This is a genomic window from Chitinophaga sp. Ak27 (genome assembly GCF_012726295.1).
Classification (GTDB): domain Bacteria; phylum Bacteroidota; class Bacteroidia; order Chitinophagales; family Chitinophagaceae; genus Chitinophaga.
Map to the genome: position 1 here is coordinate 1 of NZ_JABAOB010000012.1, position 14,438 is coordinate 14,438.

The 14,438-nt window shown below is 46.3% G+C and carries 11 protein-coding genes and 1 tRNA gene; 5 read left to right on the top strand and 7 right to left on the bottom strand.

Features of this window, described 5'->3' with window-relative positions:
- From HGH90_RS29110 to HGH90_RS29120, 3 genes are all read left to right on the top strand, one after another.
- Window positions 1-395, top strand: a 395-nt coding sequence (locus HGH90_RS29110; protein ID WP_169192302.1) for a YbjQ family protein, incomplete at its 5' end; no start/stop codon positions are given.
- Between the two features lie 700 nt (window positions 396-1,095).
- Window positions 1,096-1,671: an SMI1/KNR4 family protein gene (locus HGH90_RS29115; protein WP_169192553.1), complete on the top strand. Its 576-nt coding sequence runs from the start codon at window positions 1,096-1,098 to the stop codon at window positions 1,669-1,671.
- 490 nt (window positions 1,672-2,161) lie between these two features.
- The gene (locus HGH90_RS29120) at window positions 2,162-3,088 is read left to right on the top strand and encodes a hypothetical protein (RefSeq protein WP_169192554.1); all 927 of its coding nucleotides are present in this window, start codon (window positions 2,162-2,164) and stop codon (window positions 3,086-3,088) included.
- A 233-nt stretch (window positions 3,089-3,321) separates the two neighbouring features.
- Here HGH90_RS29120 and HGH90_RS29125 read toward each other — a convergent pair.
- From HGH90_RS29125 to HGH90_RS29135, 3 genes are all read right to left on the bottom strand, one after another.
- Window positions 3,322-3,394, bottom strand: a tRNA-Lys gene (locus HGH90_RS29125).
- Between the two features lie 76 nt (window positions 3,395-3,470).
- Complete coding sequence (locus tag HGH90_RS29130; protein WP_169192555.1) at window positions 3,471-5,897, bottom strand: penicillin acylase family protein; 2,427 nt, start codon at window positions 5,895-5,897, stop codon at window positions 3,471-3,473.
- A 52-nt stretch (window positions 5,898-5,949) separates the two neighbouring features.
- Window positions 5,950-7,065, bottom strand: a complete 1,116-nt coding sequence (locus HGH90_RS29135; RefSeq protein ID WP_169192556.1) for an aminotransferase class I/II-fold pyridoxal phosphate-dependent enzyme — start codon at window positions 7,063-7,065, stop codon at window positions 5,950-5,952.
- A 79-nt stretch (window positions 7,066-7,144) separates the two neighbouring features.
- Between HGH90_RS29135 and HGH90_RS29140 the strand changes: the two genes are divergently transcribed.
- Window positions 7,145-7,741 (top strand): tRNA-(ms[2]io[6]A)-hydroxylase, encoded by a 597-nt coding sequence (locus tag HGH90_RS29140; protein ID WP_168764543.1) that lies wholly within the window; start codon window positions 7,145-7,147, stop codon window positions 7,739-7,741.
- 31 nt (window positions 7,742-7,772) lie between these two features.
- On the opposite strand, the gene HGH90_RS29145 is transcribed toward HGH90_RS29140, so the two are convergent.
- Window positions 7,773-10,043 (bottom strand): patatin-like phospholipase family protein, encoded by a 2,271-nt coding sequence (locus tag HGH90_RS29145; RefSeq protein WP_168764544.1) that lies wholly within the window; start codon window positions 10,041-10,043, stop codon window positions 7,773-7,775.
- A 219-nt stretch (window positions 10,044-10,262) separates the two neighbouring features.
- On the opposite strand from HGH90_RS29145, the gene HGH90_RS29150 reads away from it, so the two are divergent.
- Complete coding sequence (locus HGH90_RS29150; RefSeq protein ID WP_168764545.1) at window positions 10,263-11,723, top strand: MFS transporter; 1,461 nt, start codon at window positions 10,263-10,265, stop codon at window positions 11,721-11,723.
- Window positions 11,724-11,753: 30 nt separating this feature from the next.
- Here HGH90_RS29150 and HGH90_RS29155 read toward each other — a convergent pair whose 3' ends face one another.
- From HGH90_RS29155 to rlmB, 3 genes are read right to left on the bottom strand one after another with little or no spacing between them, the layout of a single operon-like run.
- Complete coding sequence (locus tag HGH90_RS29155; protein WP_169192557.1) at window positions 11,754-12,737, bottom strand: GSCFA domain-containing protein; 984 nt, start codon at window positions 12,735-12,737, stop codon at window positions 11,754-11,756.
- 9 nt (window positions 12,738-12,746) lie between these two features.
- Window positions 12,747-13,598: a hydroxymethylglutaryl-CoA lyase gene (locus tag HGH90_RS29160; protein WP_169192558.1), complete on the bottom strand. Its 852-nt coding sequence runs from the start codon at window positions 13,596-13,598 to the stop codon at window positions 12,747-12,749.
- A gap of 17 nt (window positions 13,599-13,615) precedes the next feature.
- Window positions 13,616-14,437, bottom strand: coding sequence for a 23S rRNA (guanosine(2251)-2'-O)-methyltransferase RlmB (gene rlmB, locus HGH90_RS29165; protein ID WP_248277090.1), 822 nt, complete (start codon window positions 14,435-14,437; stop codon window positions 13,616-13,618).
- Window position 14,438: the final 1 nt, after the last annotated feature.

Here is a 14,438-nt window from a genome sequence, read left to right on the forward strand (position 1 = left end):
ATTACAAGGTATTGGGCTTAGTAACTGGTCAAAGTACAACCGGCACCGGTCTGTTTACAGAAGTCGGGGCTTCTTGGACAGATTTTTTTGGAATGCAATCTCAAGCATATAACAAGAAAATAGCCAACGGTGAGGAACTATGCCTTCTACAAATCAGGTCCAAAGCTGTAAGGGCTGGTGGCAATGCAGTTATTGCAGTTGATATTGATTATTCTGAAATGGGAGGAGAAAAAGGCATGATCATGGTTTGCATGTCCGGTACTGTGGTAAAATTGAATAACTTGGAAGTCCTCGACCAGTATAAAGTTGAATCAATAAAAAAAATATCGTTTCTAGCTGATAAACTGCATGCATCCAATAATAAATATGCGGAAATACTTGAAAAGTTAAATTAATGCAGGGTAAAGAAACTGTTACACCTATCCTTCTTCCGAAATAGTTGGAAAGGATGTTTAATTATACAAAAAACAAGTGCCTACAGGGGAAGCCTACATTATGACCAGATATTTGGAATGACCTACTGGCTAAATTTGCATATGAAGAGCACCGAACCAAGTCGGACAACGATTTAAACAATTTGTTCGGGAATTTATCAGTCCAAATGAAGATGTAATACTTTATCAGCTCCGAAATAGCTTACTCCACTCTTTTGGGCTATATGCAAAAAATGGCGACAATGAATATCGTTTTCTATTGTCGGCCTCACAAAACAACGAAGTATTGTTTCGCATACACGGCAGGTTTCATTATGTAAATGTCTTGCGCCTGCACCAGTATTTTGAGATCAGTATTCTTAAATTCAAAGAATCATTAGAAAGCAATACTGAGTGGCACACAGAGTTCGAGGCATTGTTGATAAAATATGGAGGAACCAGTATAGTCACTATGGATAGTTTTGCCTGACGACAGACAAAAAATTATTAATCACCGTTCTCCTAACTATTAGTGGTTAACTTTATCCACGCTTTTACTACCCTGAACAATTGATATTAATTAGTTTAAAATCAGTAAATTTAAAATAAACATTATATTTATCCACTATATAATATCGCAGGTCTATTTCTTGAAAAAAAAATTCTAACTGAGTATCAAATCATGGCAAACAACACTATTATAAAAGAGATTATTGACTTCTATTTAAAGACAAGCACTGATGAGGGGGCTAATAAATTTCCTTCCGAAATAGAACCAGAAATGGCAGACCACAATCAAGATCCTAGTGAAGAATGGAGAAACTGGTTTCCAATTGATAGCACAGTTACAGATTCAGACATTAAATCTCTTGAAAACCAAATAGGATACCATCTACCCGAAGACTATAAAACATTCTTAAAGCATAAGCACTATTACGAGCTTTATATTTCAGAAGCATCATTTTGCAGACATCCAATAAATAAATGGGCGAAGCATCTTCATGAAATGATCTTTGAAGGCTGGCCGACTGAAGAAATTATTGACCGTGGATTTATTCCTTTCGCGGACTGGAGTGATTGGGGCCTGCTTTGTTTCGATGCTAACCGAAATTTGGGAAATAACGACTATCCAATTGTTTTATGGGATCACGATCGCTCTGACGAAATTAAAGATGTAGCCGATAACTTTATGGAACTGCTTATCAAGTTAGATAAAGAAAATAAACAAATGTGGCTTAACAACGAGAAAGTACCATAGCTAGAGAATTACATCAGAAAATAAATAGAAAACTCTGGTTGAGGATATCATTCCCACGCGATGCAAACGAAGATAATAGACTTATTGGTATTGGCTAACTGTATATTTAAACCAGACCTTACCCTGCATCGCTTTCCTTATGGCAATGAAATACCTGACAAGCAGCCAGTAACAAACTAGGCTCTCGCTTTTAGATAAATCATAAGTTTTTTGGGTTATTCCATTACTAACTGGTACTGATAGCAATAATTTTTATTAATTTCTCTATTTTTTGCAGCTAACAAGAACTACGCAAGTAGACTGCGCAGTTGTCATATTACCTTTACGTAGCCTCAGAAACTGCGCAGATTTAAATCTGTGACAATAATGTTGATGGTAATCAATTTTGTCCGGCATATTGAAGCCGATAGAACCATATAACAGCTTTCGAGGGATGAATTTTATCAACCCGTTAGACGAAGTGATCTTTATTCAACAAACTATATTATAAATGAAGCTGGAATCTATAACTGAAAATGGAAAGGAATACATCTTAGTATCCAAGCAGGGCCACGTGGAAGAAATAGTTAATCGAATTATCAAACAGAAACCATTTGCCGATCAATTCAAATTTTCTGAAAGAGGGCTCTTTATTACTCTACTTGAATCAGTAGAAGTTAGCAATGAAGACTTTACCGTCAAATACTTTTATTACGATCCAATGCGGAAATTGCACATATCAGAAAGTGGGTCCGGATATGTATGGATCAGCAATATTGGCCTAGTTGCGAATAGGAAAAGGGACCCAAACCGCGCTGTAAATTCATGCCTAAATCAATATACGGTGATCTCATTATTATTTGAGAAGGCGATTGAAGTCGTTCAAGATGAAACAGTGTATGACATCGACTCTCATAGTTTTGACAGCCTGACCAATTTATCATCTGCTATATACCATAACCTTATTTTTTATATAGAAGTCTTTTGCAAGGCATATCTTGATTTAACAGGCACTCAGCCTCCACGTACTCATAAGCTATCAACAATCTATAGGAAAACTGTTGAAGTGATGACTGGTAACAACCACAATGATTCGCTCTTCCAAGTATTGATACTTGATCCACTTTATAAATTTGTGGATCACTTAGGAAAAATTCCGGGTAATTTCAAAGAAGAATTCATCAAATACGATGATAATCTTCAGGACGACACTGTAATTCTGTTCGATTTATCAGGTTTAAATCAAATGATACATTTACTTGAATTATCTGATGATTTTATCAGTGACTATTTTTACACAGGTACCGACACATATTATTTAAAATCAGACCTGTATCAACGGATGATGGACAAGGCAGACACGGAAGAGAAAAGGAAGAGGATTCAAGACTTGTATCCACATTTGGCCAAGGAAAAAAATAATATCATTAACCGATAGAACTCAACTACCTCTCAATCAAGTAACACAAGGTTTGAAAATTTTTTTTGATCCTGCTAAAATTACAACGAGAAGCTAATATGGATTTAAAGTCAAAATATCGTAAATTAGTATAGGTAAGTAAACCCAAATAAAACGAAGTAACCACGAATCGCGAATCCGCACTTTGATAGACTAACAAATAGACCAAAAACAAAAAACCCGCGCAGTGCGCAGGTTTCAGGTTTCTCCAGTGATCCCCTTGGGACTCGAACCCAAGACCCATACATTAAAAGTGTATTGCTCTACCAACTGAGCTAGGGAATCATTCACCCCGTTTGTTTAACGGAGTGCAAAGATAGTAATTATTTACTCCTAGCCAAATTTATTTGAAATATTTTTATCATTTCCCGGTAAACACAAGCTTGTAGCGGATTACAGCATCATCTTTTTCTTCTTTACTGAAGATATGCAGCAGGTAATACTTACCCGCTACCCAGTCATTTACCGCATTATCATAAAACGGACTACCCGGATTACCGCTTTGTCCGCCAGGATAAATGCCATATGCTTCTGTTTTATCCGATAGCTGTACCACCATTCTCCATGAAGGCCCGTGGTCTTGCTTCGTAGCATTTACAATATGCTGACCACCGCCAGTATTCAGGTGAAGGGCGCTGAAAGCAGGAATGCCACGGGAAAGGTGGTTGATATTGGTACCGCGCGCCTTGCCCAGCTCCAGTTTGCCGGCTTTATTCAGCTCACTCACTTCATTTACGGTGGCGATAAAAGCACCATGCACCAACTGCGACAACGTTTCTTTTTGTGGGGTGTTGATGTTGTCGATAAAATGGAATGAAGTATCGCGCAACAGGATTTGCAGGGTGGTGATAGCCTGCGGATAAGCCAGTATGGTAGTGTCTTTGGGGCGAAGTTCATCTCCCCAGAGCGTATCCTCCAGGTGCGTCCAGAAGGTGTTGAAGATAGTGGCGCCTTTACTGTCGGGCGTAGCCATGCAATCCCACGACGATAACAGTTGCCAGTAAGGCTGCTGCTGTGCCGTCAGGGAACTGCTGTCGATATGCTGCCGGATCATTGGCAGCGCGGCGGCAGCAAACAGGTTTTTATCATCATTTTGCAACTGCATCATATCCTGCGTGGTGATAGCGTTCATGGCCGCCAGCCGTTCGTTGATGCGAACACCGCGATACAGGTCGTAATGTCCATATAAACGATAAGGATACGTGCTATCAGTAGCGCGCTGGTTGGCAGAGCTCACAAATCCGCGTGCGGGATTTTTGATATGTGGCAGTTCTTCGTGTGGAATAAATCCCTGCCAGGAGAAAGAGCTGTCGGTACCCGGCATAATCCATTTACCCTGGTCTTTCCACCGTAATGGATATTGCCCATTATGCCAGATGGCAATATCGCCGGCTTTATCGGCAAATACAAAGTTTTGCGCGGGACAGGTATATATCGATAATGCCCGCAGGTAGTCATCATAATTGCGTGCCTTATTCAACCGCGTAAAGGTGGCCAACTCATTGGAAGAGTCCAGCGCTTTCCAGCGCATGGCCAGGAAAGTTTGACGGGTGGCCTTATCCGGGAAGGTATTGTCGAACATTACCGGCCCAAATACGGTATAGGCAACGGTATCATGTATAGTAGCACCACCGCGCACTTTGATATCCTCTACGCGCAGCGTAGCCGGACGATAGCTGCCATTATACAGGTATTCTTGTTTACCGTTGCGGAACTGCATGCGGTAGAAGTCCTTTACATCTTCCTCTCCATTGGTAACGCCCCAGGCAATATGATCGTTAAAGCCAATGATGACACCGGGAGAACCGGGCAACGATGCGCCGTATACATTCATATCGGGCGTTTGCAGCTGTATTTCATACCAAAGGGAAGGCAGGGAGAGCCCCAGATGCGGATCGCTGCATAGGATAGGCGCGCCGGAACGGGTTTTACTGCCGGCCACAGCCCAGTTATTACTGCCATTGGCCGGATCGGGCTTATCCATCTGGTATTTCATGAAGGCGGCATCGGCAGCCACTACGCTATCCGGCGGCATTACAGCCTTTGCAACAGCAGCAGCATAAGCGGTTCCCTTGGGTATGATCGGGTCGGTGGCATCGTGGAAATCCGGGTACAACAGGTTGAAATCCTTCATGGAAAAAAGTCGACGGGCATTGGTAAACTCCAGGTCATTGCAGAACCCCGCCAGGTCATGCGCCATGTATTTCAACAGCAGGGCCGATTTTATCACATCCCAGTGCTCTGGCTTATAGTCGAGTATTTTATATTCTACGGGATAGGTAGCAGGTGTCAACGTGGCAATATAAGCATTAATACCAGCGGCGTAGGATGTCACGGCCGTTTTGGTATCAGGATCCGCCATCATTTCCTTCACCGTTTGCTCGGCACCATATACCATACCGAGGCGACGCTGCCGGCGATCATATTGGATGGTCCGGGGGCCCAGTATTTCAGAGAGCCGTCCGGCGGCGGCATAGGTCTGCAATTCCATCTGCCAGAGCCGGTCGCGGGCCGTTACATAACCTTGTACATAAAACGCGTCGGCATCGTTGTCGGCGAAAACATGTGGTACCATGCGGTCGTCGTACCAAACTTCTGCTTTGCCCGATAACCCGGGTAATACCAATTGTTCGTGGGGAAATTCACCATTAGGCTCTGCATTTTGCCAGAAACCGGTTTGCGGGCTTAACAAATTTCCGAGGGGTGGTACCTGGCCCAGTTTGTGGCTGAAAGCATAAGCAAGCGATAAGGTAATAGCGGCGGTTATAACAGCTGGAATGATTCTCATAATACGGATCGGATGTAATATGTAAAATACATCAAATTTGTCTTATATCCGCTTACGCCTCCAATACTTTTATCAGCTGCCCTACTTCTTCCCGGGTATTAAAGCTATGCAGCACTACCCGCAGTCGCTCGGCCCCTTTAGGCACGGTAGGATGCAGTATAGGCCGTACATCTAGTCCTGCCTGTTGTAACCGTGCCGCCACCTGCCTGGTATTTTCATTACCCCGGGTAAGCACAGCCTGTATAGGCGTATGGCCAGGCAGTAACTCAGTGCGTAAGATGCCCGCGCGGAACTGCTCAATGAGCTCTGACAACTTCTTCCGCTCCGCCTGCATATAGGGGAAAGTAGCGTATCCCGCTTCTATAGCGGCCAGGGAGGCAGGAGGTAAAGCGGTGGTATAGATAAAAGACCGGGAGAAGTTAATAAGATACTCCCGCAGCAGCTTCGTTCCCAGTATCACGGCGCCATGACACCCCACTGCCTTTCCAAAGGTATGTACCCGGGCAAAACATTGTGTTTCCAGCTGCAGTTGTTGCACCAGCCCTTCCCCCGCCTCGCCGATAATACCAGTGGCATGGGCTTCATCTACCACCAGGTGAGCCTGGTACCGGCTGCACAGCGCGGCAATGGCTGCCAACGGCGCCAGGTCGCCATCCATGGAGTACACCGATTCTACTGCTACAAAAATATGACCGGTGGCATGTTTTATCTTTTTCTCCAGGTCGGCAAGGTCATTATGCTGAAAGGAAAAAGACTGAGCGGCCGACAAGCGCACCCCATCACGGATAGAAGCGTGTATCAGCTGATCATAAATGATAGTGTCGCCCTTCCGCCCCAGGCAGGACAACAGCCCCAGGTTGGCGTCGTAACCGGAATTATATAACAGTCCTGCTTCGGCGCGATGAAAGGCCGCCAGGTCTTTTTCTACCGACTCTATCCATTCGTAATTACCTGCCAGCAACCTCGAGCCGGTGCTGCCATGCGCCGGGTGACGCTCTTCCATCAGCGTATGAATATAAGCCCTCACCTCCGGGTGACGGGCGAGTCCCAAATAATCATTTGAACAAAAATCTATTTTGTCTCCCGGCAACCGTAACTCCCGGAATGCCTGCCGGGCCTTGCGTTCATCGAGCAATTGGGATAGAAAAGATATATCTGCAGTATGCATAGCTTCCTCTTTAGCGATGCACAATTTAAACTTTGCCTTTATCTTCGCAAAAAAGCGATCTACCAAGGACTATATTCACATGAGCAAAGTATCTATACTCGGATTGAAACTGCCTACCGACCCTCGATGGGTAAACCTGGCGGCTATTTCATTGCAGGACATTCTCACCGACCACGCCTATTGCGAACAAAAGGCTGCATCTTCCGCTATCTCACTGATCCAGCGTAACCCGGAAAGAACCAGGCTGGTAGAGGAACTGGCGCCTATTGTTACGGAAGAGTGGGGCCACTTCCGGCAGGTGCTGGCCGAACTAAAAAAACGCGGCCTGTCCCTCGGCAGGCAACGTAAAGACGACTACGTAAACGCATTAATGGATAACCGTGTGAAAGGAGGCCATGCCGACGACAGCTTCCTCGATGCACTCCTGATATTTGCCCTGATTGAAGCCCGCAGCTGCGAACGGTTCCGCCTCCTCAGCGAAGGCCTCGAAGATGAATACCTGCGCGAATTTTATCGCAAGTTCATGGTGTCTGAAGCTGGCCACTACCGCCTCTTTATCGACCTGGCCAATGAATATTTCCCGGAAGAAAAAGTAAGAAACCGCTGGCAGGAATGGTTGAAAACAGAAGCCGAAATCCTCCAGAATATAGATGTGCGGGGCGACAGAATGCATTAGTATTTTAAGCTGGGCGCATTCAGCGCTCAGCTTAAAAATTAAATCCCATATTCACATAAAATTTAATCTGCCCCGACTGATCAGAATACATCATCGTAGCTTCTATAGGGCCCAGCCGGCTGGTATAAGCTGCTCCCAGCCCATAGCCACTTAGGTATTTATAACGGTTGCCACCTGTTAGCTCTCCATCATAAATAGCGCCACCCACCCGCGGAATTGCATATAAATTTCTCATAAACTCATACTGCCAGGCCGCTTGTAACGCGCCTACCCGCGGTGTAATCACTTCTCCTTCATAAATTCCTACAAAAGGCACCTGGTTATGCACAACGTTAGTCATCCCTCCCACCACAAAACCATTCACCACCGATTGGTGATAGTTAAAACTGAAATCCGCGTTACCATCCAGCTCCACGGCCGACTTACGCCCGGTTGGAATGTAATACTTCATATTCAGCATAGCCCGCTGGAAGTTGTTGAACCGTACACCTAATGTTTCCAGGTCCAGCTCTTGCCCATTCTGACTCACCCTGATGCCCGGGTGTTGGTTGTAAATATATCCGGCCTCAAAATCCAGCAGCAATCCTTTGGTAGGGTACACTTTCTGGTTCAGCGAATTGATACCGTAGGAAACATAGGTATTGAACTGGTTAGTGCTGCCACGTACATCCTGGAAAATGGAATACGGCGTTTTGTATTTAATATACTCCCAGCGTGTACCTGCGCCTATCGACATATTCCGGCCAATTGTATACTGAAAGTCCATATTCACATTGGCATATTTATTACGATAAGGCTGTTGCCGGGCGAAATTATCGTCATAAAAAGTAAAGCCATTGTTTTCATAATAGGCACTCAGGCCAAATCCAAAATTACGGCTGCGTCCCAGGTACTTAAAATATTCCGCTTCCAGCCGCGGATTTTCACTGATTACCGCCGTTACAAAAGACCGGGAGTTGGGCACGATAAAATTGCGCTGAGTGAGGTTGATGATAGCATTAGCACCAGTAAAAGTATTATAGTTGAGCGCCACCTTCACATAGGTGAGCGGGTTTTCCTCTACCGTAATATCCATCCTGCTCCGGCCATAACCTTCCGGTACCAGGTTGTAGGTGATCAGTTTATAGAAGCGCGTACCAAATACATTCTGTATGGCATTCCTGATCTGGATAGCACTATAACAGCCATTGGGCTTGAGGTGCAGGCGCTGCAAAAAGAATTTCTGATCAGAGTGCACCAGGCCAGACACATTAATGCCACTCAATTCCACATCAGCAGCAAATGGCAGCCGGTTTGGCTGGAAGGGGGCTTCCGGATACAAGGCATTAAGCGAGTCGGCCAGGTGTTTGAAAACCGGGTACAACTCTTTTCCTTTCCGGCGGCCTACTTCTATGATGGAGTCTACGCTGCCGAAGCTCGCAGCTGAATAGTTTTCCAATTCTTTGCTCATAGGTATATACACATCACACAATGGCCGCGCTTTTTGGAAGTCTTCCGCATCTTTATAAAATCCGAGCTGGTAAAGGATGTCAATAGGCGTTACCAGTTGATCCGCCTTACGTAATCCGCCGCTCACATTGGCGCCTATCACGATATCCGCCCCCATGTCCTTAGCGGTAACTGTCGGAAAATTGCGTACTACGCCTCCATCCACCAGCTTACGATCGCCGATTTTCACCGCCGTAAAAATGGAAGGGATGGCCATGCTGGCCCGTAAACTGGTTACAATCTCCCCGCTGTCCAGCGTCACAATCTGGCCGGTAGCCACATCGGTGGCTACGCATTTAAACGGAATATTAAAGTCCTTGAAATGCTTTACGTCTTTCACCGGCCAGCACAACTTTGCCAGTTCCAGCCACAGGGCTTCCCCGGAAATCACGCCGGAAGCCAGCTTGGGCTTTCCATATTCAAATGGAATTTCGATGATATAACGGTTGTACTCCCGCTTTTCTTCATAGGAAATGTCGGTAAGGTCGGGTTGGTTGGCAAAAAGACTATTCCAATGAAGTTCGCGGGCCACTGCTTCGATCTGGTTGCCGGAATATCCCATGGCATACAAACCTCCCACAATACTTCCCATGCTGGTACCGGTAACAATGTCCACTTTCAGACCTGCGCTATCAATAGCCTCCAGGATGCCAATATGGGCCAGTCCCCGTGCGCCGCCGCCACTAAGGGTAAGTGCTACTTTGGGCCGGTTGCTCACGCTTTGCTGCGCGGCCACCTCCCTGCTACCTGCAAAAATAATTAACAACAATACACTTATTCCCCTGCTGACCTTTACAATTAAACCTGGCTTCATAGTATATGATTGACCCCTTCTTTAAAGATAAGGCTTTATAGACATTTATAATGTTTATAAAGCCGGAGTTTTTGCGGGGATATTTGGGGCAGTTCTAAATATTTATTATCTTATTCGCTTTATTCGCTGACGCGAGGAGCATGTTACCGGGGTATATGATTGAAAGCGACTTCACACAGCCGTCATCAACCGACAAAAAAGACATAGCAATTAACACTTATGAAAAACTCGCTTTCCCCGCAAAACATCTGGCAAGTTATCCTGGCCTCTTCGGCAGGCACGCTGATTGAGTGGTACGACTTCTACATCTTCGGCAGTTTGTCCGCCATCATTGCTGAGAAATTCTTTCCTCCCAGCAATCCCCAACTGGCCTATATTGCTACCCTCGCCACTTTTGCCGTGGGATTTATTGTACGTCCCTTCGGCGCCATTGTATTCGGGCGGCTGGGCGACATGGTAGGCCGTAAGTACACGTTCCTGCTTACCCTGTTGATCATGGGCGGATCTACTTTTGCCATCGGGCTCATTCCCAGTTATCGTACCATCGGTGTACTGGCGCCCATAATTGTATTACTGCTTCGCCTGCTGCAGGGGCTGGCCCTGGGTGGTGAATATGGCGGCGCAGCTACCTATGTAGCCGAACACTCGCCCGACCACCGCCGCGGTTATTATACAAGCTTCATTCAAACCACGGCTACCCTCGGCCTCTTTGTATCCCTGGGCGTTATCCTGCTCACCCGCATGGTAATGACACCAGACGATTTCAATAACTACGGCTGGCGTATCCCGTTCCTGCTGTCGGTGCTGCTGGTGATCATGTCATATTACATACGGATACGCCTGCAGGAATCACCGCTGTTTGCACAAATGAAAAAGGAAGGGAAAACCTCCACTAACCCTATCAAAGAAAGTTTTGCCAACAAGGAAAACCTGAAACTGGTAATGATAGCGCTTTTCGGCGCCGCTATGGGACAAGGCGTGGTATGGTACACCGGCCAGTTCTATGCGCTCTCCTTTCTCCAGAAAACCATGAACATAGAATTTGTGCAATCCAATATCATCATTGCCATTGCACTGCTGCTGGGTACCCCGTTCTTTATTTATTTCGGCTCCCTGTCCGACCGCATAGGAAGAAAAAAGATTATGCTCACCGGCATGCTGCTGGCGGCCCTGGCCTATTTTCCTATCTACCGGGCAATGGATAATATCGGTAACATTTCCCTGAAAAAGGAACAAACGGAATTGTTCCGCATAGAAAGCAATAGCGCTAAAAATGATGTGGGCGAAATGGTTACCAAAACGACCCGGGTACATAGCTACACCGACGGTAGCATCCTGAAGGAAACGGACGCTAAAAAAGAGCTTACCGTAAGCCGCGCAAACATCGCCTGGCTGGTGATCCTGATATTTATACAGGTGATCTTTGTTACCATGGTATACGCCCCCATTGCCGCTTTCCTGGTAGAACTGTTTCCCACACGCATCCGGTATACATCTATGTCCCTTCCCTACCACATCGGGAATGGCGTATTCGGCGGACTGCTACCCACTATTTCTACTATCCTGGTTACTAATACCAACAATCACCTGGCGGGATTGATTTACCCGATAGCTATTGCGCTTATCTGTTTTGTAGTAGGATTGATTTACCTGAAAGATAAAAGAGGCATTGCACTATAAGAGCGGAAAGCTTTAAGCTTTCCGCTCCCTTTAGGCCATCGGCTCCTCAAAATAGGCCAGCAAATCATCCAGGGGTAGCTCCGGGTGTTCGCCCATCAACTGTTTCACCCTGGCGGCATAGGTATGCAAAAATTGCCGGTGCTGCGGGCTTTCCCGGTTAAACGGCCGGTGACGGGCGGCCCTGTTTAATTCGGCAATGCGGTGCAGCAATTCCTGGCTGCCTTCACTGATACATCCTTTCACTACGTGCTCCCACACATACTGGATGGCCTGCTCATTCGGATGCACCATATCTTCTTTATAAAACCGGTAATCGCGCAAATCATCGATCACCAGCTCATATGCCGGGAAATAAAAGAGCCGGTTAAATTTATTGACCAGGTGATGCACGGCCTGCAGCAATACCGCTTTACTGAGATTATTCTCCACCACCCCATCGCGGATATACCGTACCGGGCTAACGGTGAAGAGTATATTAATTTTCCGGTTGCGAAAAAACAGCCGGTGCATCATATTATCGAGCGCCGTTACAATTTCATCGACCGTTAATAAACGTTTGTAAAAATTTCCTCCCGGCACTTTATGGCAGTTGCCTACCAGGCGGTTATCTTCTTTCAGCACATACGCATGTGCGCTGCCCAGGGTGATAATGAGCCAGTCGGCGTGGTCGATGGCGCGCACCGCAGCGGTTTGCATATGCTGTATATGATCCAGCGCGACTTCTGGCGTAAGGCCGGAAAAGCGGCTGTGATGGTCCCAGCTATTCCAGGAATCGTTGTGCTGGAAAAGATCTTCACGGGTGTATACCTGCCCGTCCATATAGCTGGTGAGCGCTTTCGTGATGCTGAGCGGGTTATATAAAATACCGTGGGGATTGATGAGTGTATTAAACCGGTGCTCCTGCAACTTTTCACCTATCTCTTCTGCGAAGCAGGAGCCCATCAGCAACAATTCCTGCTGATACTGGATCGTTGCCGGAAGTGGTGTTACCGGAACATTCAAATGAAACTGCATGATTGACAATTAATCTTTAAAAACGGCATCCGCCAGTAGCTGTGCCTTGCCCAGGGCCTGCATATTCAGGGGCAATGATTCGCCGTGTTCCTGGCAGAAAGCGATCAGGTTTTCTGTGGCCAGGTTGCCTACCAATTCATCCTTGGCCATGGGGCAGCCTCCTATGCCTTTAATGGAACTATCGAAACGCCGGCAGCCCTGGTCATAGGCTGCCTTGAGCTTGTCTTCCCAGTTGTATGGCGCCGCGTGGAAGTGCGCGCCGATCTCTACCTGGGGATAAGCCGGTACCAGGTGTCTAAACAAACCGGTGATCGTAGCCGGATCAGCCACTCCTACAGTATCTGCCAGGGAAATAATACCTATGTCCATCTTCACCATTTCAGCGATCCACTCCAACACTATTTCCGGGCTGTATGGGTCTCCATAAGGATTTCCAAATCCCATGGAAATATAGATGACCAGCTCCTTGCGGTTTTTAATGCAAAGCTCTTGCATGGAATGCACCTGTTCCAGCGATTCGGCAATGGTTTTATTGGTATTCCTCAGCTGGAAAGTTTCCGATACAGAAAAAGGAAAGCCCAGGTAACTAATTTCATCATATACCACGGCTTCTTCTGCTCCCCGCAGGTTGGCCACAATAGCCAGCAGCTTGCTCTTGGTGCGCGACAAATCCAGTTGCGACAGCACCTCCTTCGTATCCGCCATTTGAGGAATGGCTTTGGGAGAAACGAAGCTGCCAAAATCAATCGTATCAAAGCCCACCTGCAGCAAAGCATTGAGATATTTTACCTTTTCATCAGTACTGATCATCCGGTGCCATCCTTGCATCGCATCACGCGGGCATTCAATTAATTTTAGCATAACAAACCTTTTGCTCCCTAAATGTTGATAGTTCTTTGTTTCAGGGCTTCATACAAAATAATCCCTGCTGCTACCGATACGTTAAAAGATTCGAAGTTACCGGCCATGGGTATACGAAACAACACATCAGAAGCTTTTATCAGGGCAGGATACACTCCTTTGTCTTCCGATCCCATAATCACTGCTACCGGCTCTTTCAGGTCACAATCGTATAATTTTATTTCGGTTTCCATTTCACTGGCCAACACCTTAATTCCGTTGAGGTGCAGGGTATCAATGGCTTTGTTGAGGCTGTTCACCCGGCAAACGGCTATTTTCTCCAGCGCGCCGGCAGAAGATTTCATCGCTTCTTCATTCAATGCCGCAATGCCCTTGTCGGGTATGATAATGGCTTGCGCGCCACAGCAAACAGCGCTGCGGGCAATAGCTCCTATATTACGTACATCTGTAATACCATCGAGAATCAGGAACAGGGGCGTTTCTCCTTTTTCGGTAACATGAGAAATCACATCCTGCAAATCCAGGTAGGTAACGTTGGCGGTAATCCCGATTATTCCCTGGTGATTCGCCTGGGTAAGGCCGTTCAACTTTTCTACCGGCACATAGTTTACCGGGATGTTGTTGGCCTGCGCCAGCTCCCGGATTTGAGGAATAATATCGCCGGTGGCCGTACGCAGCATGAAAATGCGCTCAATAGGCTTGCCAGTGCTCAACGCTTCCATCATCGGCTGACGGCCAATGATCATGGATGATTGCTTGGGCCGCTGGGTAGCATATTTCTTCGGCCCTCTTGAGCCCTCTTTTCTTTCACCTCTGAAAGCATTAAATTTCCTTTCCATT